Below are 23,897 nucleotides of genomic sequence, written 5' to 3' on the forward strand. Positions count from 1 at the left end.
TATCCGGAACCGCAACGGTTCCAGACAATGGAGCGATCTTTATGTTTTCCTGGTTTGAACGCCGGATATCCCCCTATCCGGAAACGCCTCCTGCCCAGCCTCCGCAGGGCTTTTTCTCCTTCATTTGGTTCTGTACCCGCGGTTTGCGCGGTCTGATCCTGTTCATGACTTTGCTGACCGCCTGCATCGGCGCGTTCGAGGCCTTGCTGTTTTCCATGCTGGGCTCTGTCGTCGACTGGCTGTCCAAGGTGCCGGTGGATCAATTGTGGCTACGAGAGCGCAGTCACCTGCTGTTGCTGGCCGGTATTCTGCTGGGCAGCGTGCTGCTGGTGGCCTTGCAGGCGATGAGCAAGTATCAGGGCCTGTTCTCCAATTTCCCGATGCGGCTGCGCTGGAATTTCCACCGCCATCTGCTGGGGCAGAGCCTGAGCTTCTATCAGGACGAATTCGCCGGCCGGGTGTCGGCCAAGGTGATGCAGACCGCGCTGGCGGTGCGCGACACCGTGCTGATCATCACCGACATCCTGGTGTTCGTGGTGATCTACTTCGTCACCATGATCGCCGTGCTGGGTCATTTCGACGTTTTCCTGCTGCTGCCTTTCCTCGGCTGGCTGGTGTTCTACCTCGCCACGCTGTGGTACTTCGTGCCGCGGCTGGGCAAGGCCGCCACCCGGCAGGCCGACGCGCGCAGCCTGATGACCGGCCGCATCACCGACGCCTACACCAATATCGCCACCGTCAAACTGTTCTCGCACGGCCAGCGCGAAGCCCGCTTCGCCAAGGGCGCGATGCAGGAGTTTCTGAGCACCGCCTACCGCCAGATGCGGCTGGTCAGCGGCTTCGAGATCGTCAACCAGCTCAGCAGCATGTTGTTGATCGGTGTGACCGCCGGCTCGTCGCTGTGGCTGTGGAGCCGCGGCGAAGTCGGCATCGGCGCGGTGGCGGCGGCTACCGCGATGGCGCTGCGCCTGAACGGTATTTCGCACTGGATCATGTGGGAGATGTCCAGCCTGTTTGAAAACATCGGCACGGTGCAGGATGGCATCACCACGCTGTCGCGCAAGGTGGCGGTGGTGGACGCGCCGGGGGCGGGCAAGCTGGAAGTGCCGCGCGGCGAGATCCGCTTCGATCAGGTGGATTTCGCCTACGGCGGCACGCGCAAGGTGATCGACAGCCTTAACCTGACGATACGTCCGGGCGAGAAGATCGGCCTGGTCGGCCGCTCCGGCGCCGGCAAGTCCACCATCGTCAACCTGCTGCTGCGTTTCTACGACTTGGACGGCGGGCGTATCCTGATCGATGGCCAGGACATTGCCGGCGTCACCCAGGACAGCCTGCGCGCCATGGTGGGCATGGTGACCCAGGACACGTCGCTATTGCATCGTTCGGTGCGGGAAAATCTGCTGTACGGGCGGCCAGATGCGGGCGACGAAGACATGATAGCGGCCGCGCGCCGGGCCGAAGCCGACGACTTCATCCAGACGCTGACCGACCCCAAGGGGCGCGTCGGCTACGACGCCCATGTCGGCGAGCGCGGCGTCAAGTTGTCCGGCGGCCAGCGCCAGCGGGTGGCGATTGCCCGGGTGATGCTGAAGGACGCGCCGATATTGCTGCTGGACGAGGCCACCAGCGCGTTGGACTCCGAAGTGGAAGCGGCGATCCAGAGCAGCCTGTATCGTTTGATGGAGGGCAAGACCGTGGTGGCGATCGCCCACCGGCTGTCCACCATCGCGGCGATGGACCGGCTGATCGTGTTGGACCGCGGCCAGGTGGTGGAGGAAGGCAGCCATCAGCAACTGCTGGCCCGCGGCGGCTTGTATGCCAGATTATGGGCGCATCAGAGCGGCGGCTTCCTGGGAGAGGAAGGCGGCGACGAAGACGAGCGAGTGTCCTTGATGGGCTGAGAAAAACCCTCCGGCGATTGCCGGAGGGTTTTTTGTTGCTGGCGATACCCGGACGATGGAGGCATGGCGATGGATGCCGCGTGGCAAGTGGAGTCGGGGGAACTGGTTCACATCAATCCTTGGTTCGTGGTGAGGGAGCTTGGCGTCAGGCAGCCCGATGGCTGGCCCATTTCTTATTTTTCGGTGCATCATCCGCGTCCGGCTGTTGGCATTCTTGCCATTGAGCAGAGCCGTTTGCTGCTGATCGGGTGCTCATAGCGCACGCGGTTTGGGCCATTCCGGCGGGCGGAGTGGATGCAGGCGAAACGGCGGCGGTCGCGGCTAAGCGGGAACTGCTGGAGGAAACCGGCTACACGGCCGCGAAGTGGCGGACTTTCCTGACTTATTTTCCGACTTGCGGCAGCAGCGATCAGCGTTTCGAGATATTTTTAGTTCACGGCCTGACGCAGGTGAATGAACGGTTCGACCGGAACAAAGTGATGGAGGTGCGCTGGTTCGGCGCCGTGGAGGCGGCGCAAATGGTCGATGACTGCGAGATTGTCGATGGCTTGTCGCTGACGCCGATTTTGCTGGCGATGTGCAAAGGCTGCTTGTGATGCTCTGGATCGGTCTCTGTGGCAGAACGGCATCATTTAAATTTGCGAAATGTGATCGATAAATGATCTATATCAAATTTAATCAGCTGGAAAAAAGAACAGTTTGATTCCGGAGGTCTGGATTTTCCCATGGGGATGGCAAACGCATGAATCCGGCGCCGTGCAGGGAAGGGTAGAAACATCATGAAAAAGCTGCTGGAAAAACAAAAGGCTTGCAGCGCAACGCTTGCAAGCCTTTGATTTGATTGGTGCACCCGACAGGGATCGAACCTGTGACCTTCAGCTTCGGAAACTGACACTCTATCCAACTGAGCTACGGGTGCACTGCAACTTGTCATCAAGTAGACGCATCATACCGCAAAAAGTTAATCCGAGTCCAGAGTATGGTTTTTTGCCATGCATGGGTGCATACTTTATAATTAACCGGTTTTAATTGTCATTATTTTCAGGCGAGGCTTGGGATGAGTAATGAGAGCGGAATGGCCCCCGGCCAGATCGTAAAGGTTCTGGTCAGCATCGTTGTCTTTCTTGTCGTGGCGATTTGGCTTCTGGCCAAACTGGCGACCAGTGGTTTCAATGTGGATGCCGAGGTGATGACCAAGGAAGCCGTGGCTGCTCGTCTGAAGCCGATCGGCGAATCCAAGGCCAGCGACGCGCCGCCAGGCATGCGTACCGGGGAGCAGGTGTACAAGGCGATCTGCATGTCCTGTCACAGCACCGGTCTGGCCGGTTCTCCCAAGTTCGGCGACGCCGGCGCTTGGGCGCCGCATATCGCCAAAGGCTGGGATACGCTGGTGGACCATGCGCTGCATGGCTTCAATGCGATGCCGGCCAAGGGCGGTTCGCCTGACCTGACCGACGATGAAGTGAGGCGCGCGGTGGCTTATATGGGCAACGCCGCTGGCGCCAAGTTCACCGAGCCGCCGGTGGGCGGAGCGGGCGGCGCCGTGGCTGCGGCCGATCCGGCGGTGGTGGGCAAGAAAATCTACGAAAGCGTGTGCGTGGCCTGCCACTCCACGGGGGTGGCCGGGGCGCCGAAGTTCGGCGACAAGGCGGCATGGGCGGCGCGTCTGAAGCCGGGCCTGGACGAGGCGGTGAAGATCGCCACCAAGGGTTTGAACGCGATGCCGCCGAAGGGTGGCTATACCGGCAGCGATGCCGAGTTCCGCGCCGCGGTGGAATATATGGTCAACAACTCCAAGTAATTTTCCATCTGGGCTATAGAATAAAAAAGCACGCTGCGCAGCAGCGTGCTTTTTTTGTGGCTTTTGAGCTGGCATTAAATGTCAATGTGTCTGACTAGTTAAAAAGGACAGGTGGCAATTGCTCGCGGTTCCGGCATCATGGCTGCATCTGATTGACCGGTTGGCGGTTCAGGCTTGCCAGTCAGGTGAGGTTCCCCAGCCTCGCTTCACCCAGAGATGTTCCTCATTCTTCTTTATGGCGCCTATGGCGCCATTTTCTTTTGGCGGTCCCGTCCGCCGCATGCTGCTCATTCCGCCGGCGCTTCCCCGGATTTGTCCTTGCCGGCCAGCATCGCCGTCAGACTGGCCAGCTTGCTCTTGCCTTCGCTCTTGCTGACCAGCGGTTCCGCGCCGGGTTTGCCGAAGTGGCGCAGGTCCTCGCCGTCTATCTCGTTGATGAAGCGTGACGGCTCGATGAACTGCCATTCGCCGGCGCGGCGGCGTTTGACGCAATAGCTGAGGGTGAGGCTGCGCTGGGCGCGGGTGATGCCGACGTACATCAGCCGCCGTTCCTCCTCCACCATGCCGTTGTCCACCGACTCGCTGTGGGGCAGGATGCCTTCCTCGCAGCCCACCAGGAACACGTGCGGGTATTCCAGCCCCTTGGACGCGTGCAGGGTGGACATCCTCACCGCGTCCACCTCGCCCTCGTCGCGGCCTTCCAGCATGGTGATCAGCGCGATGGTCTGGGTCAATTCGATCAGGTTTTTGCCGTCGGCCTCGCCCTTCTTCGCCAGCCAGCCCACCATGTCCAGCATGTTCTTCCATTTGGTCTCGGCGATGCGCGGGCTGTCTTCGCTGTCGTACAGCCAGGCTTCGTAGCCTATTGCCTGCAATAGCTCCAGCGCCAGTTGGCCGGCCGGCTCGCGGGTGGCGCGGTATTGCAGTTGGTTGATGAATTCGCAGAACTGTTCCAGCGGGGACAGTTGGGCGGTTTGTATCTGCACCCTCAGGCCGGCGTCGTGGGCGGCGGCGAACAGGCTTTTGCCGTACTGGCCGGACCAGGCTCCCAGTTTTTCCAGCGTGCCGGCGCCGACGCCGCGCTTGGGGGTGGTGATGGCGCGAATGAAGGCCGGATCGTCGTCCGGGTTGGTGATCAGCCGCATATAGGACAGCAGGTCCTTGATTTCCGGCTTGTCGAAGAAGCTTTGGCCGCCGGCCATCTGGTAGGGAATACGCTGGTTGCGCAGCGATTGCTCGAAGATGCGCGCCTGGTAGTTGCCGCGGTAGAGGATGGCGTAGTCCTTGAACTCGGTGCGGTTTTCGAACTTGTGCGCCAACAGCCGCTGCACCACGGTTTCCGCTTCGTGTTCCTCGTCCTTGCACTGCACCACGTGGATGGGCTCGCCCAGGCCCAGCTCGCTCCACAGCTGCTTCTCGAACAGCTTGGGGTTGTTGGAGATCACGCTGTTGGCGGCGCGCAGGATGCGGGCGGTGGAGCGGTAGTTCTGCTCCAGCTTGATCACCTTGAGTTGGGAGAAGTCCTGCTGCAGCAGGCGCAGGTTTTCCATATTGGCGCCGCGCCAGGCGTAGATGCTCTGGTCGTCGTCGCCCACCGCGGTGAACAGGCCGCGCACGCCGGCCAGCAGCTTCACCAACTGGTACTGGCAGGTGTTGGTGTCCTGGTATTCGTCCAGCAGCAGGTAGCGCAGCTTGCCCTGCCATTTAAGCAGCACTTCCGGGTGGGTCCTGAACAATTGCACCGGCAGGCGGATCAGGTCGTCGAAATCCATGGCCTGATAGGCGGTGAGGGTGTCCTGATAGGCGAGGTAGGTGCGGGCGCAGACGCTTTCCCATTGGCCTTCCGCGCTCAGCATCATTTCGTCGGCGGTTTTCAGGTCGTTCTTCCACAGCGAAATCTGGCTCTGCACCTTGCGGATTTCATCCTTGGAGGTGGTGGCGAGGATATCGGCGATGATCTTGCCGGCATCGTAGGCGTCCAGGATGGAGAACTGGGTCTTGTAGCCCAGGTGCGGCGCCTCCTGGCGCAGGATATGCATGCCCAGCGAGTGGAAGGTGGAGACGGTGATGCCGCGGATCTCGGACGGCGTCATCAGCTTGCTCACCCGCTCCAGCATTTCGCGCGCGGCCTTGTTGGTGAAGGTGATGGCGGCAATGTGGCGCGCCGGGATGCCGCCTTCGCGCACCAGGTGGGCGATCTTGTAGGTGATCACCCGGGTCTTGCCCGATCCTGCGCCGGCAAGCACCAGCAGCGGGCCGTCTAGGTAGTGGATGGCCGCGCGTTGCGGCGGATTGAGCAGGGGAGCGGACATGGCGGTATCGGAGCCGCGCCCGGGCGGGCGTAGCAAATCGGTAATCAGGACCATGCATTGTAGCATGGGGTATCATGGCTTATCGCGGATGGGCGGCAATCCCGATCCGCTTCCAAGGGAAAGATCATGGCCATCTACGCAATCGGCGACATCCAGGGTTGTTTCACCCCGTTTCAGCAATTGTTGCGAAAAATCGATTTCAATCCGGGAAAGGACACCCTGTGGCTGACCGGCGATCTGGTCAACCGCGGCCCGCAGTCACTGGATGTGCTGCGCTGGGTGTATGAGCATCAGGATCAGGTGGAGATGGTGCTGGGCAATCACGATCTGCATCTGCTGGCGGTGTCGGAAGGCTTCGGCAAGCTGCACCGCGACGATACCCTGGACGACATTCTCAATGCCGCCGACGGCAAGGTGCTGCTGGACTGGCTGCGCTGCCAGCCGATGATGCTGGAGGGCCACGGCTATGCGATGGTGCATGCCGGCCTGCTGCCGGAGTGGACCATTTCCAAGGCGCTCAGGCTGGCCGAGGAGGTGGAGTTTGGCCTGTCCAGCAATCGCTACCGCGAGTTTCTCGGCCGGCTGTACGGCAACAAGCCGGCGCGCTGGAGCGACGACCTGAAGGGTGCGGACCGTTTGCGGTTGATCGTCAACGTGATGACGCGGATGCGCTTTCTCACTCGTGACGGCGAGCTGGATCTGAGCTACAAGGGCGAGCGGGACTGCGCGCCGGCCAATCTGATTCCCTGGTTCGAGGCGTCGGGCCGCCGCCATGGCGGCACGCCGATAGTCTGCGGCCACTGGTCGGCGCTGGGCGTGCATCTGGACGACGACGTGCTGGCGATCGATTCCGGCTGTCTGTGGGGCGGCAGCCTGTCGGCGCTGCGGTTGGACGACCGGCAGCTGTTCTCGCTGGAGTGCCAGGCTTACCGTGAAATCGCGGCGCCAGCCGGGAAATAAATAAAATTTGATGGAAGCTGGTGCAGGACTGGCCTTGTTGTCATAATTGCCGCCTTCGCCAGCTTGTTACCTTCAGCATGAGTTATCTGTCCATAGAGTTCGCCCTGGCCTTCGTCGGCTTTTTCGCCGTTTACTGGGCTTGCCGCCGTCTGCCCGGCCTGCAGAATTTCCTGCTGCTGATCGCAAGCTACCTGTTTTATGCCAAGCTGGACTGGCGTTTCGCCGCCATTCTCGGCGCGTATACCTTGGTCCAGCACCGGCTGAGCCAGCGCATGCTGGTCTCGCCGCATCCGCGCCGCTGGCTGCAGGCGGCCTTGTCGCTGGCGGTGGCTAATCTGGCCTTGTTCAAGTACTTCGACTTCTTCCGCGAAAGCGCCCAGGCGGGACTGCACGCGCTGGGCGTGTCCGCGCTGCTGCCGGCGCTGGACATTCTGATGCCGGTGGGCATTTCCTTCTATACCTTCCAGTCGGTCAGTTACCTGGTGTCGGTATACCGCAGGGAGATGGCGCCGGCGCGCCTGCCGCAGTTCGCCCTGTTCCTGGCGTTCTTTCCCACCTTGCTGGCGGGGCCGATCTGCCGCGCCCGGGATCTGCTGGAGCAGTTGCGCAGCCCGGTCCTGCGCCAGGTGGCCAACTTCGACCGCGCGCTGGGGCTGATCGTGCTGGCGCTGGTCAAGAAGCTGTGGCTGGCTGGTTGGCTGGCCAGCGCCTGGGTGGACCCGGTGTTCGCCGCGCCGGACACCTTCCACACGCTGGAGGTATGGGCGGCGTTCTATGCCTATGCCTTACAGATCTACCTGGATTTCTCCGGCTATACCGATCTGGTGACCGCGCTGGCGCTGCTGTTGGGCATCCAGCTGCCGCGCAATTTCGACAGCCCTTATCTGGCGCTCAATCTGCGCGACTTCTGGCGGCGCTGGCATATCTCGCTGTCCAGCTGGATCCGCGACTACATCTATATTCCACTGGGGGGCAATCGCGACGGCTTCGCCCGCAGCCAGATCAATCTGCTGGCGGCGATGCTGCTGTCCGGCCTGTGGCACGGGGCCAGTCTGAAATACCTGGTGTGGGGTGCGATGCACGGCCTGGGCGTGGTGGGGCTGAACGTCGGCGACAAGTTGTGGCGGCGCGACGGCATCAGTCGGCGCTGGCCTTGGCTGGCGCGGCTGATTACCTTCCATTACGTGTGCCTGGCCTGGGTGTTCTTCCGCGCCCAGTCGCTGGACGAGGCGTTGGACTTTTTGCGCGCGATGGCCGGCACAGGCCAGAGCCTGACCTTGAACGCGCCCGGCCTGTTGCTGGTGCTGGCGCTGTGGCTGGCGGCGCTGCCCAGGCTGGCGCCGTTGCGCGAGCGTTGCATCGCCCAACTGGCGGCGTTGCCCTGGTGGGGCAAACCGCTCCTGCTCAGCGCCTGCGCGCTGCTGGTGATTTCGCTGGCGCCGTCCGGCATTCCCGCCTTCATCTATTACCAATTCTGAATAGCCCGCCATGCTAGCCGCCTACCCGCACCGCCGCATCCTCGTCATCCTGCTCAGCTGCATGCTGCTGCTGTTCTGGGTGGAGCAGACCGCCATCAATGCCTACTGGCGCCAGACCTTCCATCGTCCCAGTCTGCTGGAGACGCTCACCGAACTGTCGCCGTGGCGCGAGGGCGGCGAGCTGGGCGGCGGCCTGCGTCAACAGAGCGTGGCCTTGCAGCAGCAGGTGGGCATGTGGGACCGCCGCATGGTGGAGCGCCTGAATGCCTGCTGCTTGGGGCAGCCGCCGGCGGCGCCGCGTGCCGCGAGCCGGCCGCCGAGTGCCTCCGCGCCGGCGGCGGTCAAGGCGGTGGACCCGCGGCTGGCGCTGCAGGAGGGGCTGCCGGTGTTGCTGGCGGGCGACTCCCTGATGCAGGGCGTCGCCTTGCATCTGTTGCCGCCGCTGTTCCGCCAGCATCAGGTGAAGGCGTTGGACGTCAGCAAGCAGAGCACCGGCCTCACCTATCCGGACTTCTTCAACTGGCCGGCCACCATTGAGCGGCAGTTGGCGGCCAATCCCAAAGTACAGCTGCTGGTGATGTTCGTTGGCGCCAATGATACCTGGGACATGGTCGGCGGCAGCCGCTACATCCGTTTCGCGTCGCCCGACTGGGAGCAGCGTTACCGCGAGCGCATCCGCAGCATTTTGCAAAGCGCCGGGAAGCGCAAGATACCGGTGTTGTGGCTGGGGCTGCCCAATATGGGCCGGGACAAGCTGAATGACGGCGCGCACTATCTGAACCGGCTGTACCGCGAAGAAGTAGGCGCGGCCGGGCAGCGTTTCGTCCCGACCCGCGAAGTGCTGGGCAGCCGCGACGACAGCTTCAACAAATTCATGACATTGCCCGAGCAGGGCGAGGTGGCGGTGCGCACGGCGGATGGCGTGCACTTCACCCGTCAGGGACAACTGTTGCTGGCGCGCCGCGTGCTGGCGGAATTGAGGTTTGAATGACAGCAAAAACCATGGCGCGCGGCTGGCGCTGGCTGTTTACCGCATTGCTGGCGGCTCAGGTTCGCGCCGCGCCGGTGCAGGACTTTGGCGAGGCCAATCTGGCCCGGCTGGCCGCTCGCTTGAGCCTGCTGGCCGACGCGCAGCAGCCGGTGCGCATCGTCCAGTTCGGCGATTCGCATACCGCCGCCGATTATCTGAGCGGCGAATTGCGCGCGCGGTTGCAGGCCCGCTTCGGCGACGCCGGCATAGGCTGGCTGCCGCCGCTCAATGTGCCAGGCCAGCGCAACGCGCTGGGACTGGTGCGCAGCGAGGGCTGGAGCTTGCGTAACAGCCGCCGCGACGAGGACGCCGATTTTCCGCTGGGCGGTTTCATCGGCATGGCGCAGCGTTCCGGTGCCGCGTTGAGCGTGCAGCCGCGCAGCGCGGACGGCGGACTGTGGCGGGTGCGGGTCTGGCTGCGCCAGGCCGGCGACGCTGCGTCGCTGACGATTGACGATGGCAATGGCCCCCGGCGGATTCAGGCCGCCGCCGGCGCCGGTTGGCAACGGGTGGAAATGAAGCTCCAGCTGCCGTTCTCGGTGCGGGCGGACAGCCTGCCGGCACCCGAGCTGGGCGGTTTCGAACTGGAAAAACTGACGCCTGGCGTGGTGCTGGACAGCGTGGGCAGCAATGGCGCCGAGCTGGCCTTGTGGCGGCGCTGGGGCGGCGTGTGGGGACGGCAGCTGGCGGCGCGCGACGCCGATCTGGTGGTGCTGGCTTACGGCACCAACGAGGCGTTCGACGGCAAGCTGGACCTGGACGAATACCGCGCCACGCTGCAGGCGGCCATCAACCTGGTGCGCGCGCAACTGCCGCAGGCGGCCATCCTGTTGCTGGGGGCGCCGGATTCGGCCCGCCGCAAGGGCCCGGCCAGCCAGGAGTGCGCGGCGCCGAGGCGTCCGCTGATGCTGTCGGCGGTGCAGCAGGCGCAGCGGCAGATGGCGCGCGACAACCATTTGCTGTATTGGGATTGGGAGCAGGCGATGGGCGGCCCGTGCAGCATGCGCATATGGCAGCAACGCCAGCTGGGTCGGCCCGATCTGGTGCATTTCACCGCGCCGGGCTACACCCGCCTGGCAGACGATCTCTATCAGGGGCTGATGCAGCGCCTGGCGCGCTGAGGCATCAGGCCTGGCTTTTTTCCTCGGACGAGGAGTTGGGTTGCGGCGAATCTTCCAGCGCGATGCGCAGGCCGCGCGCCACCTCGCGCCGCGCTTGCTCGGCCAGCAGGAAGCGGTTGTCCAGGCCGGCGTCGCCGGCCCTGAGCGGCTGGCCGTAGCAAATCTCCACTTCGATCTGCGGCACGCTCAGCACCCGGCCTATGCTCTCGAACAGCGAAATCTGGCCGATGTAGGCCGCTTCCAGCAGCAGGCTGCCGTCCGGCCGCTGGTAGCGCAGCGACACCGGCTGCACGGTGCCGCCCGACAGCAGCGCGGCTTCGAACAGCGAGGCCTTGAACGGCAGCAGGCCGCTGCCGTCGGAGGTGGTCGATTCGGGAAACACCGCCATGCAGCCGCCGTTGCCCATCGCGTCGGCCAGTATCTGGTTGATCCGGCTGGCGTCGCGGCGGTTGCCGCGATCGATGAACAGCGTGCCGGCCACATAGGCCAGCCAGCCTATCAGCGGCCAGTTGCGGATCTCGCGCTTGGCGACGAAGCGCGACACGGTGCAGCTGTTGAGCACCGCGATGTCCAGCCAGGACACGTGATTGGCGACCAGCAGAGTGTTGGGCGGATAGAAGCCCGGGTTGACGCCCTGCACCTTGATGCTGACGCCGAGGATTTTCAACGCATGCTGCGCCCAGCGGCGGGTGACCACCGCGCGCTCGGCCTGGGCCAGGCGCGAGTAGCGGGTGGCGACGATGAAAACGCCGATGGCCAGATGGCCCAGCAGGCGCAGCACGCGGCCGCAGCGGGTCGGGAATGATGTGGTGGCGGGTGACTTCAAGGCTTTAAGATTTCAAGTCTGCAAGATTACAGCCCGCCACTCTAACATGGCTGGCATAGCGGGCAATAGTAAGTGCTGCGCTGGCCCTGGCGAATTTGCCGGATCGGCGTGCCGCATTGGCGACAAGGCTCCTCCTGGCGGTCGTACACCATATAGCTTTGCTGGAAGTAGCCCGGCTTGCCGTCGCTGGCGACGAAGTCGCGCAGCGTGCTGCCGCCAGCGGCGATGGCGCGGGTGAGCACCGCCTTGATTTCCGCCGCCAGCCGCTCGCATTCGTCGCGGCGCAGGCCTGAGGCGGGGCGGGTGGGGGCGATGCCGGCGTAGAACAGCGATTCGTTGGCGTAGATGTTGCCGACGCCGACCACCACATGGTTGTCCATCAGCACCAGCTTGATCGGGCTGCCGCGTTTGCGGATGGCCTGGAACAGCGCCTCGCCGCCGAAAGCGTCGGACAGAGGCTCCGGCCCAAGCGCCTGCAGCAGCGGGTGCAATTCTATCGGGCCGATATGCCACAGTATCGCGCCGAAGCGGCGCGGATCGCGGTAACGCAGCAACTGCCCGTCCAGCAGCAGATCCACATGGTCGTGTTTCTCCGGCGGGGTGCCCGCCGCCAGGATGCGCAGGCTGCCGGACATGCCCAGATGGATCAGCAGGGTGCCGCTCTCGCATTCCAGCAGCAGGTATTTGGCGCGGCGGCGCACCGCCTGCACCTTTTCGCCGGCAAGACGCGCCGACAGGTCAGGCGGCACCGGCCAGCGCAGGCTGGCGTTGCGCACCACCGCGCCCTGCAGGACGCGGCCTTCAAGGTGGGGTTGCACGCCGCGGCGGGTGGTTTCGACTTCTGGCAATTCTGGCATTGGAAAGTGCTACTCGGTAAATGGTGTAAAGATGAAAACCGGACATGCTATTCTACGCGTTCAACAGGCTTTGAGCAGGCAACTTACTCCATGCGAATGAAACCGCTGAAACGAACTCTTCCGCTGCTGCTGGCGTTGCTGCTGCCGGCTTGCGCCAGCGTCAAGCCGCCGGCTGCGCAGCCTGTCGCCGCGGCGCAGGGCGCGGCCGACGATTCGGACGCCGGCGCCAAGCCGGACGAAGCCAAGCTGCCGAAGCAGGAGCTGACGCCGGAAATCCTCTACGGCGTGCTGGCCGGCGAAATCGCCGCCAACCGCGGCGCGGTCGGTTCCGCCGGCTTGACCTATCTGGATCTGGCGCGCCAGACCCGCGATCCGCGCATGGCGCAGCGCGCCGCCGAATTCTGCCTGTTGTCCGGCCAATTGAAGGAGGCCACCGAGGCCTTGTCGCTGTGGATAGCGCTCGATCCCGACTCATTGCCGGCGCGCGAGCAGCTGTTCATCACGCTGATGCGAGGCGGCAAGCTGGCGCAAAGCAAGCCGCTGATCGAAGACCTGCTGCGGCGCGAGCCGGCGCGGGCGCCGGCCATTTTCGTGCAACTGGCCAGGCTGGGCGCGCGCCAGGACGGCGGCTCGGCCGAGTCGTATCAACTGGTGGCCGACTTGGCCAGCCGCTATCTGGACCTGCCCGAGGCGCGCTTCGCGGTGCTGGCGGCGGCGGCCGACAACAACGATCAGAAAGTGGTGGATCGGGAGTTCGACCGCCTGGCGCAGATTGCGCCGAAATGGGATCTGCCGGTGGCCTGGCAGGTGGACCGCTTGCGGCGCAAGGACATACCGGGCGCGGCGGACTTCCTGCAGCGCGAACTGGCGCGCCGGCCCGACGCCGGCCTGGAGCTGCAGGCTGCTTATCCGCGGCTGCTGGTCGGCGCCAAGCGCTTCGTCGAGGCGCGCGCCGCCTTCGAGGCCCTGCTCAAGACCCATCCGGACAATCCCGACCTGCTCTACGCCACCGGCCTGCTGGCCTATCAGATGCGCGATCTGAAAGTGGCCGATGAAAGGCTGCAGCGCGCGCTGGCGCAGCAATACCCGGAGCAGGACTTTGTCCGCTACACGTTGGGCCAGATCGCCGAGGATGATCACGACGTGGCCCGGGCCGAGAACTGGTACCGCCAGGTCGGCCCCGGCCAGCAGTACCTGCCGGCGCAATCGAGGTTGGCGATGCTGGAGGCGGGCGAGGGCCAGCTGGACGCGGCCTTGAGCCGGTTGGGTCAACTGGGCGGCACCGATCAGGAAAAAGTCTCGCTGGCGCTGTTGCAGTCGCAGTTGGCGCGCGACGCCAAGCAGCCGCGCAAGGCGTACGATCTGCTGAGCAAGGCGCTGCAGGGCCAGCCGAAGTCGGGCGAGCTGCTGTACGAGCGCTCGCTGGTGTCGGACATGCTGGGAAATACCGGCAATGCCGAGCGCGATCTCAAGCAGATCCTCAAGGACAAACCTGGCGATGTGCAGTCGCTCAACGCGCTGGGCTACACGCTGGCCAACCGCACCACGCGCTACAAGGAAGCTTACGCTTACATCGAAAAGGCGCTGAAGGCCGAGCCGGACAATCCGGTGATCCTGGACAGCATGGGCTGGGTGCAATACAAGCTGGGCAGGCTGGAGCCTGCGCGCAAGAATCTGGACAAGGCATATCAGGCGATGCCGGACCCCGAAGTGGCGGCCCATCTGGGCGAGGTGTTGTGGAAGCTGGGCCGGCATGACGAGGCGCGGGCGGTGTGGAGCAAGGAGCTGGCCGCGCATCCGGACCATGATGTGCTGACCGAGACCATCCAGCGCCTGGGCGTCAAACTATGACGGCGAGGTGTCTGGCGCTGTTGCTGGCGCTGTTGCTGGCTGGCTGCGCCAGCCGCGAAATGCCGTTTGCGCCGCGGCAGGCGGCGACGGCGGCGCTGGACCAGCCTTTCAATGTCAGCGGCCGCTTGTCGGCCAACCTGGACGGCAAGGGGCATGTCGCCAACTTCGACTGGCGGCATCAGCCGCCGCAGGACGAGGTGGCGATCAACTCGCCGCTGGGCAATACGGTAGCCAAGGTGCTGCGTGATGCCGGTGGCGTCACCCTGTTGGCCGATGGCAAGAGCTGGCAGGCGGACGATGTGGAGAGCCTGACGCTGAAGGTGCTGGGCTGGCCGCTGCCGCTGTCTAATCTGGTGTGGTGGATACGCGGTATGCAGGCGCCGGGAGAGGCGGGCAGGCTGGACGCCGACGGCAATCTCGAGCAGCAGGGCTGGCATATCCGCTTCATCCGCGACGCCGACGCCGACAGCCGTTATCCCAAGCGGGTGGAAATGCAGCGCGAAGGCCTGACCGTCAAGGTTGTGGTGCAAAGCTGGCAGTAGCCCGGCGTTTTCAAGCATTGAAGAACAGATCATTCCAATCATGTCGTTATCTTTCCAAGTCTTCCCGGCGCCGGCCAAGCTCAACCTGCTGCTGCATGTGGTGGGCAAGCGCGCCGACGGCTACCATCTGTTGGAGACGGTGTTCCGTTTCATCGATTTCGGCGACACGCTGCGGATAGCGGCGCGCGAGGACGGCGCCATCGAGCTGTTGACGCCGACCGAGGGCGTGCCGCCGGAACAGGACCTGACCGTACGCGCCGCGCGGCTGCTGCAGCAGGCCAGCGGCTGCCGGCTGGGCGCAAGCATTCGTCTGGAGAAGCGCATCCCGATGGGCGGCGGCCTGGGCGGCGGCAGTTCCGACGCCGCCACGGTGCTGATCGCGCTCAACCGTTTGTGGGGGCTGGCCTGGTCCCGCCCGCAGTTGCAGGCGCTGGGGCTGCGATTGGGCGCCGATGTGCCGGTATTCATTTACGGACGCAGCGCGTTGGCCACCGGCATCGGCGAGCAATTGCAGCCGCTGGAATTGGCGCCGGCCTGGTATTTGGTAATTCGCCCACAGGTCCATGTGCCGACCGCCGCGGTGTTCCGAAATTTTTCGCAGGGTGTGTTGACAGGGGTAGGGGCCGACGGCATAATGCGAATCCTCGAAACAACGCAGCAGCGACGAAACGATCTGCAAGACGTTGTTTCAGGGATGTTTCCAGCGGTGAATGAAGTACTGAGCGAGCTGAGAAAATATGGTTCGCCGCTGATGACTGGTTCCGGATCATGCGTATTTCTGGAGTTCAAGTCGAAAGACGAAGCCGATAAAGTTTACCGGGCGTTGTCGGAAAAATATCAGGGATTTGTTGCAGAAGGACTCGACGTCCATCCCCTGTTCGACAGCACTGAATAAGGTTACTGGGGAGTCGCCAAGTGGTAAGGCACCGGATTTTGATTCCGGCATTCGTAGGTTCGATCCCTACCTCCCCAGCCAGGACTTTCTCCTTATGAAGAGAGAGCATGAAAAAAGCGTGTAAGAATCCCTTACACGCTTTTTCTTTATCCAGCTAAGGCAAAGCGAATCATGGCGGCATACGACAGTTTGATGGTATTCACCGGAACGGCAAATCCGGAATTGGCTCAGAATGTAGTCAAGCATCTGGATATCTCGTTGGGACGCGCCGACGTCGGCAAGTTCAGCGATGGTGAAGTGGCGGTTGAGTTGCTGGAAAACGTGCGTGGCCGCGACGTTTTCATCCTGCAGTCCACCTGTTCCCCCACCAATGACAACCTGATGGAAATCCTGACCATGGCCGACGCGCTCAAACGCGCCTCGGCCGGTCGTATCACCGCAGCGATTCCCTATTTCGGCTATGCCCGCCAGGACCGCCGTCCGCGCTCCGCCCGGGTGCCGATCTCGGCCAAGCTGGTGGCCAATATGCTGACCAGCGCCGGCATCGACCGCGTGTTGACCGTCGATCTGCACGCCGACCAGATCCAGGGCTTTTTCGACATCCCGGTGGACAACGTCTACGCCACCCCGGTGTTGTTGAAGGACATCCGCGCGCAGCGCTTTGAAGACCTGATCGTGGTGAGCCCGGACGTTGGCGGCGTGGTGCGCGCTCGCGCGGTGGCCAAGGCTTTGAACACCGATCTGGCGATCATCGACAAGCGTCGTCCCAAGGCCAATGTGGCCGAGGTGATGAACATCATCGGCGATGTGTCGGGCCGCACCTGCCTGATCATCGACGACATGATCGACACCGCCAATACGCTGTGCAAGGCCGCGTCCGCGCTGAAAGAGCGCGGCGCCCAGCGCGTGCTGGCTTATGCGACCCACCCGATCTTTTCCGGTCAGGCGGTGGACCGCATCAAGAATTCCGACATCGACATGGTGGTGGTGACCGACACCATCCCGTTGACCGCTGCGGCCAAGGCCTGCCCGAACATCCGGGTGGCCTCCATCGCCGGCCTATTGGCCGAGACGCTGCGCCGCATCAACAACGAAGAGTCGGTGTCCTACCTCTTCAATGAGGAACTGGTTGCGACGGGCGCCTGCCTGCCGTAAACATCTGGCCTGCTGGTCGCGGCGGGCCGGGTGCTTCTAACTGAAACTGGAGTTTTACAATGTCTTTTGAACTGATTGCTAGCAAGCGTGTTGATCTGGGTACGGGTGCGAGCCGCCGCCTGCGTCACGCTGGCCAAGTGCCGGCCGTGGTATACGGCGCCGGCAAAGAAGCCGCTTCCCTGGTGCTGGATCACAACACCATGTACTACGCTCTGAAGAACGAAGCCTTCCACACTTCCGTGCTGGATCTGGTCATCGACGGTCAGAAAGAGCAAGTGAAAGTGGCTGCATTCCAGATGCACCCGTACAAACAGCAAGTCATGCACATCGACTTCGCGCGTGTGTGATCCCTGCTGCCGTGCCGCCTGGCGGTAACGGTGAAGAGCCCGTTGTGCGCCCAAGTGGCGGGCAGCGGGCTTTTTAATTTGGAATGACGATATGTCCGGCATCCGCATGATTGTCGGCCTGGGCAATCCGGGCCCCGAATACGAAAAAACCCGCCACAATGCCGGTTTCTGGCTGGTGGACGAATTGTGCTGGCAGTTCAAGGGCAACTGGCGCAACGAAGGCAAGTTCCATGGCGACGTCGCCAGGGTGGATATCAACGGCCAGGACGTCTGGTTGCTGAAGCCCATGACGTACATGAACCTGTCCGGCCAGGCCGTGCTGGCGCTGGCGCAGTTCTACAAGATCCTGCCGGATGAGATTCTGGTGGTGCACGACGAACTGGACCTGCCGCCGGGCACCGCCCGCTTCAAGCAGGGCGGCGGCCATGGCGGCCACAACGGCCTGAAGGACATCGCGGCGCGGCTGAGCTCGCCGGCGTTCTGGCGCCTGCGCCTGGGTATAGGCCATCCCGGCGACCGCAACGAAGTGGCGAACTTCGTGCTGAAGAAGCCGCGCGGCGAAGAGCAGCAGGCGCTGGACGAGGCGATTCTGGCATCCTTGCGCGAGCTGCCGCGGGCCATCGCCGGCAAGATGGCCGAGGCGATGAAGGCCTTGCACACCGAAGCCAAGTGAATCATGGCTGACGGCCCGCGGGGCCATCGCCATAATGGATTGATCATTTAGAATTTCAAGGAATCGGACATGAGTCTGAAATGCGGTATTGTCGGTTTGCCCAATGTCGGCAAGTCCACCCTGTTCAATGCGCTGACCAAGGCAGGCATTGAAGCGGCCAACTATCCCTTCTGCACCATTGAGCCGAACGTCGGCATCGTCGAAGTGCCGGATCCGCGCCTGGCCGCGCTGGCTCAGATCATCAGTCCGCAGAAGATCCAGCCGGCCATCGTCGAGTTCGTCGACATCGCCGGCCTGGTGGCGGGCGCCTCCAAGGGCGAAGGTCTGGGCAACCAGTTCCTGGCCAATATCCGCGAGACCGACGCCATCGTCAACGTGGTGCGCTGTTTCGAAGACGACAACATCGTCCACGTGGCTGGCAAAGTGGACCCGATCGCCGATATCGAAACCATTCTGACTGAACTGGCGCTGGCCGACCTGTCCGCGGTGGAGAAGGCGATGCAGCGCGAAGGCAAGAAGGCCAAGTCCGGCGACAAGGACGCGCGCGCGCTGATTGCCGTGCTGGAAAAGCTGGTGCCGCATCTGGACCAGGGCAAGCCGGCGCGTTCGCTGGACCTGTCCGATGAAGAGAAGGCGCTGATCAAGCCCCTGTGCCTGCTCACCATCAAGCCGGCGATGTACGTCGCCAACGTGGCCGAAGACGGCTTCAGCAACAATCCGCTGTTGGACCGCGTGCAGGCGCTGGCCGACAGCGAAGGCGCGCCGGTGGTGGCGCTGTGCGCGGCCATCGAGTCGGAAATCGCCGAGCTGGACGACGCTGACAAGGTGGAATTCCTGGAAACCCTGGGCCTGGAAGAGCCTGGCCTGGACCGCTTGATCCGCGCCGGCTACAAGCTGCTGGGTCTGCAGACCTATTTCACCGCCGGCGTGAAGGAAGTGCGCGCCTGGACCATCCATGTGGGCGACACCGCGCCGCAGGCGGCCGGCGTGATCCACACCGACTTCGAGCGCGGCTTCATCCGCGCGCAGACCATCGCCTACGCCGATTTCATCGCGCTGGGCGGCGAAGCCAAGGCCAAGGAAGCCGGCAAGATGCGCGCGGAAGGCAAGGACTACGTGGTGCAGGACGGCGACGTGATGAACTTCCTGTTCAACGTCTGAAGCATTTTCTATGACTCCTGGTGTTTCCTGAAACACTTTGGAAGCCAGGGAGTCCAATGAAACCGCGCACTTGCGCGGTTTTTTCGTTTCTGGGGGTTCCTTGTTGTGCCTGTGGTTGTCACAGAAAGTCCCGGGTAATTTTCAATGCGCATGAACAGCTTTGCGCTTGCCGGATATCATCCATTACTGATATTCTATCATAAAATATTTTCAGCAATCTAAATTCCAATAGGTTATATTGATATGCGCAAGTTGATGACGGTATTGCTGCTGACGGGGTTGAGTTACCAAGCGCTGGCGGCGGATCTGCTGGATACGGTGAAGCAGCGCGGCACGCTGAAGATCGCGCTGGAAGGCACGTATCCGCCGTTCAACTTCAGGGACGCCAAACAGCAGCTGACTGGGTTTGATGTCGAGATCGCCAGCGAAATCGCGCGGCGGATGAAGGTGAAGCCGGAGTTCACCACCGCCGAGTGGAGCGGCCTGCTGGCCGGCCTGCAGAGCGGCAAGTTCGACATCGTGGTCAACCAGGTGGGCGTCACCGAGCAGCGCAAGGCGGTATTCGATTTCAGCCAGCCTTATACTTACTCCAGCGCGCAACTGATCGTGCGCAAGAACGAAAGCCGCGCCTTCAAGAGCCTGGCTGATCTGAAAGGCAAGAAGCTGGGCGTCGGCCAGGGCAGCAACTATGCCGACATGGCCAAGGCGGCGGGCGGAGTGGAAGTGAAGACCTATCCGGGCGCGCCGGAATACCTGCAGGATCTGGCCACCGGCCGTCTGGACGCGGCCTTGAACGACAGCCTGCTGATTCCGTTCGCCATCAAGCAGGCCAAGTTGCCCTTGAAGGCCGGCGCGCCGGTGGGCGAGGTGGCGACGATGGCGATCCCGTTCGCCAAGGGCAATCCGCAGTTCAAGGCCGCCATCGACAAGGCGCTGGGCGATATGAAGGCCGACGGCAGCTTCGGCAAGATTTCTCTGAAGTGGTTCGGTAGCGATGTTTCCAGGGCGCCGACGGCGGCCAAGAAGTAATCTGTATCAGAATTCGGGATGCGTAACACGCCCCTGCCATAGCGGGGGCGTAGCTTTTTCAGGGAAGGGATGGCATGAGCGATTGGATGGCACTATTCGAGGCGGCGCTGCCGGTGCTGCTGAAGGGCGCCTGGCACACGCTGCTGTTCGCCGTGGTGGCGATGGTGCTGGGCCTGGCGCTGGGTTTTGTGGTGGCGATGGTGCGGGTGGCGCGGCTGCCGGTGCTGTCGCAACTGGCGGCGTTCTACGTCAGCGCGATGCGCGGCACGCCGTTGCTGGTGCAGATCTTCGTTATCTACTACGGCCTGCCGGGCATGGGGCTGGAACTGGACCCGGTGCCGGCCGGGGTGTTGGCGCTGACCCTGAACGTGGCCGCCTATCTGTCGGAGAGCTTGCGCGGCGGCATCGCCGGCGTGGCCCGCGGACAGTGGGACGCGGCTTTCTCGCTGGGACTGTCCTGGTGGCAGACCATGCGCCACATCATCGCGCCGCAGGCGCTGCGCCTGTCGGTGCCCAGCTTGTCCAATAGCCTGATCTCGCTGATCAAGGACACCTCGCTGGTTTCCGTGATCACGGTCACCGAGCTGATGCTGGCGACGAAAGAGGTGATCGCCCAGACCTTCCAGCCGCTGCCCTTGTATCTTGCCGCCGCGGCCATCTACTGGCTGCTCAGCGCCGCCTTCGAGCGCATCCAGCGCCGGGTGGAGGACAGGCTGGAGCTGGCGCACCGGCGTTGAGGCTCGGTGTCGGCCATGAAAAAGCCCCGCGTCGCGGGGCTTTTTCGTAGCGGGGCGAGCCGCTTAGGCATGCACGTACAGGTTTTCTATCAGCGCGCGGCAGCGCTCGGCGATGACCTTGCGGCGCAGTTTCAGGGTGGGCGCCAGCTCGCCGGCGTCCACGCACCAGGGCTTATCGACCAGCGCGAACTTCTTGATGTGCTCCCAGCTGCCGAAGTAGCGGTTGAAGCGCTTGATCTCGCGGTCTATCAGATCGACGATCTTCGGGTGGCTGCGCATCTCGCTGTCGGTGGTGTAGGCGATGCCGTGTTCGGCGCACCATTCTTTCAGTTTTTCGTACAGCGGCACGATCAGCGCGGCGGCGTATTTCTGGCCGTCGCCGACCACCATGATCTGGTCGATGAAAGCCGATTCCTTTAGCTTGTTCTCCAGCGCCTGCGGCGCGATGTACTTGCCGTTGCTGGTCTTGAACATTTCCTTCTTGCGGTCGGTGATGCGCAGGTAGCCGTTTTCCAGCACGCCGATATCGCCGGTGTGCAGCCAGCCGTCCTGCAGCGCCTCGGCGGTCTGCCGCTCTTCTTTGTAGTAGCCGACCATCACGTTGTTGCCGCGCACCAGGATCTCGCCGTCGTCGGCCAGGCACACTTCCACGCCGGGCAGCGGCAAGCCCACGCTGCCGATGCGCACGCCGCGGGCGGTGAACGGATTGGCGGAGATCACCGGCGAGCTTTCGGTCATGCCGTAGCCCTCGGCCACGGCGATGCCGGCCGCCCAGAACATCCGCGCCAGCCTGGGCTGCAGGGCGGCCGAGCCGACGTTGATCGATTGCAGCTCGCCGCCCATCGCCGCGCGCCACTTGCTGTACACCAGCCTGTCGGCCAGCGCGTGCTTGATCGCCTCCAGCGGCGACAGCCTGCGGTTGGGGTCGAAGGCTTCGGCGCGGGCCACTGCCCATTGATAGATGCGGCGCTTGGCGCCGGACAGGTCGCGCGCCTTGGCCACCAGTTTTTCATGCACTTTCTCCAGCACGCGCGGCACGGCGCTGAAGGTGTGCGGCTTGACGTCGGCCATGGCCGACGACAGGCATTCCACACTGGCGAAATAGATGCCGGTGCCGCTGTACAGGTAGTAGAACACGCCAGCGCGCTCGAAGATGTGCGACAGCGGCAGAAAGCTCAGCGCGCGGCACTGGCCGTGCGGCAGGCCGGTGAACTCCGCAGTGGCGACGACGGTGCTAACCACGTTGCGGTGGGACAGCATCACGCCTTTGGAACGGCCTGTGGTGCCGGAGGTGTAGATTATTGTGTAGACATCGTCCGAGCCTATGCTGTCGCGCAGCGCGTCCAGCTCGGCGGCGCGTTCCATCCGGCCCAGGTCGTGGATCTCTCGCCAGGACGGCGCGCCGTCGATGTCGGCCAGGCCGTAGATCGGGCAGGCCAGTTTTCCCAGCGCGTCCCGCAGTTTTCGCTGCAATGCAGCACTACCGGCGAAAGCCAGCTTGACCTCGGCATGGGACAGGATATAGCGTGCATCATCCAGGGTGATGGTGGGATACAGCGGCACGCTGACCGCCCCCACTTGCTGCAATGCCAGGTCCACCAGCATCCATTCGATGCTGTTGTCTGCCGCGATGGCCACCTTGTCGCCGGGGCCGATGCCCAGCTCAAGCAAGCCCAGACTGACGCGGTTGACCGTGTCCCGTACCTCGGTAGTGGACAGCTGCCGCCATGCCTTGCCGGTTTTGGCTGCCAGGCAGTCCGGGCGTGGGTGGGTGGCCAACTGGTGATACAGGATGTCAAAAACGCGTTTTGTCTTCATGCAAACGTTAGTTTTAATGCGAAACGCAGCAAAATAGCCCTAAAGGGCCGCGGTGTAAAGTAAAAATCCGCCCGGACTTGGCGAAAATCAGAGGAATTTGCCGATATTTGTTCGCAATTGCGTTGAAATTTTGGCATTGTGATGAAATGGGCATGGCAAATGCATGCTTTGCCGGCTATTCACGTTTGATTGTCGGGCAATTTGTCCAAGTGCATGATTTTGAGGAGTTTTTGTGAAATTTGCTACCCGCGCCATCCATATCGGCTATCAGAGCGCCGATCACAACCGGGCGGTGATGCCTCCGTTGTACCAGACATCGGCGTTCGCCTACGACCATATCGGCGAGAGCATGCCCTATGTCTATGCCCGCAGCGGCAACCCCACTCGCAGCGCGCTGGAGGACTGCCTGGCCAGCCTGGAGGAGGCGAGGCACGGGCTGGCTTTCGCCAGCGGCATGGCGGCGATAGACGCGGTGCTGCGCGCCTGCCTGAAGCCGGGTGACGAGGTGATCGCGGTGGCCGACCTGTACGGCGGAGCCTACCGCTTGATGACGCGGCTGCTGGCGCCGGCCGGCATCAAGGTGAGCTTCGCCGACCTGCGCGATCCGGCGCAGCTGGAGGCCGCGATCACGCCGGCCACCCGGCTGCTGTGGCTGGAGTCGCCGACCAATCCGCTGCTGGGGATGGCGGATATCCCGGCGCTGTCGCGGATCGCCCATAGCCATGGGGTCAAGGTGGCGGTGGACAATACCTTCGCCACCCCTTACCTGCAGCGGCCGCTGACCTTGGGCGCCGATATCGTCGTGCATTCGGCCACCAAATACCTGGCCGGCCATTCCGACGTGCTGCTGGGCCTGGTGGCGGTGAGCGACGACAAGCTCTATCACGACATCCGCTTTGTGCAGAACTCCGCCGGCGCGGTGCCGGGGCCGCAGGATTGCTTCCTTACCTTGCGCGGCATCAAGACGCTGGCATTGCGGATGGAGCGACACTGCGACAACGCGGAAAGGGTGGCGGAGTGGCTGTGTGGCCAGGAACGGATCGCCGAGGTGTTCTACCCGGGCCTGCCCGGCCATCCCGGCCACGCATTGGCGAGGACGCAGATGAAGCGCTTCGGCGGCATCATCAGCATCCGCTTGAAGGATGACAGCCGCGAGGCGGCCAGCCGCTTCGCCAAGCGTCTGCGGCTGTTCGTGCTGGCGGAGTCGCTGGGCGGCGTGGAGTCGCTGATCAATCACAGCTACACCATGTCGCATGGCAGCATGCCGGCCGAGAACAAGGCGGCGTTGGGCATTCTGGAGGGGGGATTGCGCTTGTCGATCGGGATCGAGGACATCGACGATCTGCTGGCCGATCTGGCCCAAGCCCTGCAGGACTGAATCGAGAGCAGCGCATCCGATA

General features: G+C 63.3%; 22 protein-coding genes and 2 tRNA genes. 19 read left to right on the plus strand and 5 right to left on the minus strand.

The features are described 5' to 3' along the window. Positions 1 to 41: 41 nt before the first annotated feature. From BI347_RS09840 to BI347_RS09845, 3 genes are all read left to right on the plus strand, one after another. Entirely contained in the window at positions 42 to 1,904 is a 1,863-nt protein-coding gene (locus BI347_RS09840) for an ABC transporter ATP-binding protein (protein ID WP_071114369.1), read from the plus strand. A gap of 63 nt (positions 1,905 to 1,967) precedes the next feature. Beyond that, a complete protein-coding gene (locus BI347_RS22625; RefSeq protein ID WP_083338790.1) occupies positions 1,968 to 2,162 on the plus strand; it encodes a hypothetical protein in 195 nt (64 codons plus the stop codon). Continuing rightward, complete coding sequence (locus BI347_RS09845) at positions 2,153 to 2,500, plus strand: NUDIX domain-containing protein (protein WP_083338791.1); 348 nt, start codon at positions 2,153 to 2,155, stop codon at positions 2,498 to 2,500. The genes BI347_RS22625 and BI347_RS09845 overlap by 10 nt, the downstream gene beginning before the upstream one ends. Positions 2,501 to 2,746: 246 nt before the next feature. Here the strand turns inward: BI347_RS09845 and BI347_RS09850 are convergent. Next, positions 2,747 to 2,823, minus strand: a tRNA-Arg gene (locus BI347_RS09850). 138 nt (positions 2,824 to 2,961) lie between these two features. Here BI347_RS09850 and BI347_RS09855 point away from each other — a divergent pair. Then, entirely contained in the window at positions 2,962 to 3,705 is a 744-nt protein-coding gene (locus BI347_RS09855) for a c-type cytochrome (RefSeq protein WP_071114370.1), read from the plus strand. A gap of 287 nt (positions 3,706 to 3,992) precedes the next feature. On the opposite strand, the gene BI347_RS09860 is transcribed toward BI347_RS09855, so the two are convergent. Continuing rightward, positions 3,993 to 6,017, minus strand: a complete 2,025-nt coding sequence (locus BI347_RS09860; RefSeq protein ID WP_071114420.1) for a UvrD-helicase domain-containing protein — start codon at positions 6,015 to 6,017, stop codon at positions 3,993 to 3,995. A gap of 126 nt (positions 6,018 to 6,143) precedes the next feature. Between BI347_RS09860 and BI347_RS09865 the strand changes: the two genes are divergently transcribed. From BI347_RS09865 to BI347_RS09880, 4 genes are all read left to right on the plus strand, one after another. Next, positions 6,144 to 6,977, plus strand: a complete 834-nt coding sequence (locus BI347_RS09865) for a symmetrical bis(5'-nucleosyl)-tetraphosphatase (protein WP_071114371.1) — start codon at positions 6,144 to 6,146, stop codon at positions 6,975 to 6,977. Between the two features lie 77 nt (positions 6,978 to 7,054). After that, positions 7,055 to 8,455 (plus strand): MBOAT family O-acyltransferase, encoded by a 1,401-nt coding sequence (locus BI347_RS09870; protein WP_071114372.1) that lies wholly within the window; start codon positions 7,055 to 7,057, stop codon positions 8,453 to 8,455. Between the two features lie 10 nt (positions 8,456 to 8,465). Then, the gene (locus BI347_RS09875; RefSeq protein WP_071114373.1) at positions 8,466 to 9,446 is read left to right on the plus strand and encodes an SGNH/GDSL hydrolase family protein; all 981 of its coding nucleotides are present in this window, start codon (positions 8,466 to 8,468) and stop codon (positions 9,444 to 9,446) included. Then, complete coding sequence (locus BI347_RS09880) at positions 9,443 to 10,606, plus strand: SGNH/GDSL hydrolase family protein (protein ID WP_083338792.1); 1,164 nt, start codon at positions 9,443 to 9,445, stop codon at positions 10,604 to 10,606. Before BI347_RS09875 ends, BI347_RS09880 begins: the two co-directional genes overlap by 4 nt. Positions 10,607 to 10,610: 4 nt before the next feature. Here BI347_RS09880 and BI347_RS09885 read toward each other — a convergent pair whose 3' ends face one another. Together BI347_RS09885 and mutM are read right to left on the minus strand one after the other, a co-directional pair. Continuing rightward, positions 10,611 to 11,432, minus strand: a complete 822-nt coding sequence (locus BI347_RS09885) for a lysophospholipid acyltransferase family protein (RefSeq protein ID WP_071114375.1) — start codon at positions 11,430 to 11,432, stop codon at positions 10,611 to 10,613. 41 nt (positions 11,433 to 11,473) lie between these two features. After that, complete coding sequence (gene mutM, locus BI347_RS09890) at positions 11,474 to 12,289, minus strand: bifunctional DNA-formamidopyrimidine glycosylase/DNA-(apurinic or apyrimidinic site) lyase (RefSeq protein ID WP_071115794.1); 816 nt, start codon at positions 12,287 to 12,289, stop codon at positions 11,474 to 11,476. 90 nt (positions 12,290 to 12,379) lie between these two features. Here mutM and BI347_RS09895 point away from each other — a divergent pair, with 90 nt between their 5' ends. The 10 genes from BI347_RS09895 to BI347_RS09940 all read left to right on the plus strand — a co-directional run bounded on the left by BI347_RS09895 (position 12,380) and on the right by BI347_RS09940 (position 20,679). Beyond that, complete coding sequence (locus BI347_RS09895; protein ID WP_071115795.1) at positions 12,380 to 14,140, plus strand: tetratricopeptide repeat protein; 1,761 nt, start codon at positions 12,380 to 12,382, stop codon at positions 14,138 to 14,140. Beyond that, a complete protein-coding gene (gene lolB / locus BI347_RS09900; RefSeq protein WP_071115796.1) occupies positions 14,137 to 14,682 on the plus strand; it encodes a lipoprotein insertase outer membrane protein LolB in 546 nt (181 codons plus the stop codon). Before BI347_RS09895 ends, lolB begins: the two co-directional genes overlap by 4 nt. A 40-nt stretch (positions 14,683 to 14,722) precedes the next feature. Further along, the gene (gene ispE / locus BI347_RS09905) at positions 14,723 to 15,577 is read left to right on the plus strand and encodes a 4-(cytidine 5'-diphospho)-2-C-methyl-D-erythritol kinase (RefSeq protein WP_071114379.1); all 855 of its coding nucleotides are present in this window, start codon (positions 14,723 to 14,725) and stop codon (positions 15,575 to 15,577) included. 6 nt (positions 15,578 to 15,583) lie between these two features. Then, a tRNA-Gln gene (locus tag BI347_RS09910) sits at positions 15,584 to 15,658 on the plus strand. Positions 15,659 to 15,748: 90 nt separating this feature from the next. Next, the gene (locus BI347_RS09915) at positions 15,749 to 16,732 is read left to right on the plus strand and encodes a ribose-phosphate pyrophosphokinase (protein ID WP_071114380.1); all 984 of its coding nucleotides are present in this window, start codon (positions 15,749 to 15,751) and stop codon (positions 16,730 to 16,732) included. 59 nt (positions 16,733 to 16,791) lie between these two features. Then, positions 16,792 to 17,079 (plus strand): 50S ribosomal protein L25, encoded by a 288-nt coding sequence (gene rplY / locus BI347_RS09920; RefSeq protein ID WP_071114381.1) that lies wholly within the window; start codon positions 16,792 to 16,794, stop codon positions 17,077 to 17,079. A 91-nt stretch (positions 17,080 to 17,170) separates the two neighbouring features. After that, on the plus strand, positions 17,171 to 17,752 hold the full coding sequence (gene pth / locus BI347_RS09925) for an aminoacyl-tRNA hydrolase (RefSeq protein ID WP_071114382.1): 582 nt from the start codon (positions 17,171 to 17,173) through the stop codon (positions 17,750 to 17,752). 69 nt (positions 17,753 to 17,821) lie between these two features. Further along, positions 17,822 to 18,913 (plus strand): redox-regulated ATPase YchF, encoded by a 1,092-nt coding sequence (gene ychF, locus BI347_RS09930; RefSeq protein WP_071114383.1) that lies wholly within the window; start codon positions 17,822 to 17,824, stop codon positions 18,911 to 18,913. A 243-nt stretch (positions 18,914 to 19,156) separates the two neighbouring features. Next, positions 19,157 to 19,942: a transporter substrate-binding domain-containing protein gene (locus BI347_RS09935; protein ID WP_071114384.1), complete on the plus strand. Its 786-nt coding sequence runs from the start codon at positions 19,157 to 19,159 to the stop codon at positions 19,940 to 19,942. Positions 19,943 to 20,016: 74 nt separating this feature from the next. Beyond that, on the plus strand, positions 20,017 to 20,679 hold the full coding sequence (locus BI347_RS09940; protein WP_071114385.1) for an amino acid ABC transporter permease: 663 nt from the start codon (positions 20,017 to 20,019) through the stop codon (positions 20,677 to 20,679). A gap of 63 nt (positions 20,680 to 20,742) precedes the next feature. Here BI347_RS09940 and BI347_RS09945 read toward each other — a convergent pair whose 3' ends face one another. After that, positions 20,743 to 22,497, minus strand: coding sequence for an AMP-dependent synthetase/ligase (locus tag BI347_RS09945; protein WP_071115797.1), 1,755 nt, complete (start codon positions 22,495 to 22,497; stop codon positions 20,743 to 20,745). 232 nt (positions 22,498 to 22,729) lie between these two features. Between BI347_RS09945 and BI347_RS09950 the strand changes: the two genes are divergently transcribed. Next, positions 22,730 to 23,875: a trans-sulfuration enzyme family protein gene (locus BI347_RS09950; protein WP_071114387.1), complete on the plus strand. Its 1,146-nt coding sequence runs from the start codon at positions 22,730 to 22,732 to the stop codon at positions 23,873 to 23,875. Positions 23,876 to 23,897: the final 22 nt, after the last annotated feature.

Source organism: Chromobacterium sphagni, assembly GCF_001855575.1.
Taxonomy (GTDB): domain Bacteria; phylum Pseudomonadota; class Gammaproteobacteria; order Burkholderiales; family Chromobacteriaceae; genus Chromobacterium; species Chromobacterium sphagni.

Coding starts and splice junctions, on each gene's coding strand:
- mutM (WP_071115794.1), bottom strand. CDS start 12,289: ATGCCAGAATTGCCAGAAGTCGAAACCACCCGCCGCGGCGTGCAACCC.
- BI347_RS22625 (WP_083338790.1), top strand. CDS start 1,968: ATGGCGATGGATGCCGCGTGGCAAGTGGAGTCGGGGGAACTGGTTCAC.
- BI347_RS09860 (WP_071114420.1), bottom strand. CDS start 6,017: ATGTCCGCTCCCCTGCTCAATCCGCCGCAACGCGCGGCCATCCACTAC.
- rplY (WP_071114381.1), top strand. CDS start 16,792: ATGTCTTTTGAACTGATTGCTAGCAAGCGTGTTGATCTGGGTACGGGT.
- BI347_RS09840 (WP_071114369.1), top strand. CDS start 42: ATGTTTTCCTGGTTTGAACGCCGGATATCCCCCTATCCGGAAACGCCT.
- BI347_RS09865 (WP_071114371.1), top strand. CDS start 6,144: ATGGCCATCTACGCAATCGGCGACATCCAGGGTTGTTTCACCCCGTTT.
- pth (WP_071114382.1), top strand. CDS start 17,171: ATGTCCGGCATCCGCATGATTGTCGGCCTGGGCAATCCGGGCCCCGAA.
- BI347_RS09870 (WP_071114372.1), top strand. CDS start 7,055: ATGAGTTATCTGTCCATAGAGTTCGCCCTGGCCTTCGTCGGCTTTTTC.
- BI347_RS09875 (WP_071114373.1), top strand. CDS start 8,466: ATGCTAGCCGCCTACCCGCACCGCCGCATCCTCGTCATCCTGCTCAGC.
- BI347_RS09945 (WP_071115797.1), bottom strand. CDS start 22,497: ATGAAGACAAAACGCGTTTTTGACATCCTGTATCACCAGTTGGCCACC.
- lolB (WP_071115796.1), top strand. CDS start 14,137: ATGACGGCGAGGTGTCTGGCGCTGTTGCTGGCGCTGTTGCTGGCTGGC.
- BI347_RS09940 (WP_071114385.1), top strand. CDS start 20,017: ATGAGCGATTGGATGGCACTATTCGAGGCGGCGCTGCCGGTGCTGCTG.
- ispE (WP_071114379.1), top strand. CDS start 14,723: ATGTCGTTATCTTTCCAAGTCTTCCCGGCGCCGGCCAAGCTCAACCTG.
- BI347_RS09855 (WP_071114370.1), top strand. CDS start 2,962: ATGAGTAATGAGAGCGGAATGGCCCCCGGCCAGATCGTAAAGGTTCTG.
- BI347_RS09935 (WP_071114384.1), top strand. CDS start 19,157: ATGCGCAAGTTGATGACGGTATTGCTGCTGACGGGGTTGAGTTACCAA.
- ychF (WP_071114383.1), top strand. CDS start 17,822: ATGAGTCTGAAATGCGGTATTGTCGGTTTGCCCAATGTCGGCAAGTCC.
- BI347_RS09915 (WP_071114380.1), top strand. CDS start 15,749: ATGGCGGCATACGACAGTTTGATGGTATTCACCGGAACGGCAAATCCG.
- BI347_RS09880 (WP_083338792.1), top strand. CDS start 9,443: ATGACAGCAAAAACCATGGCGCGCGGCTGGCGCTGGCTGTTTACCGCA.
- BI347_RS09895 (WP_071115795.1), top strand. CDS start 12,380: ATGCGAATGAAACCGCTGAAACGAACTCTTCCGCTGCTGCTGGCGTTG.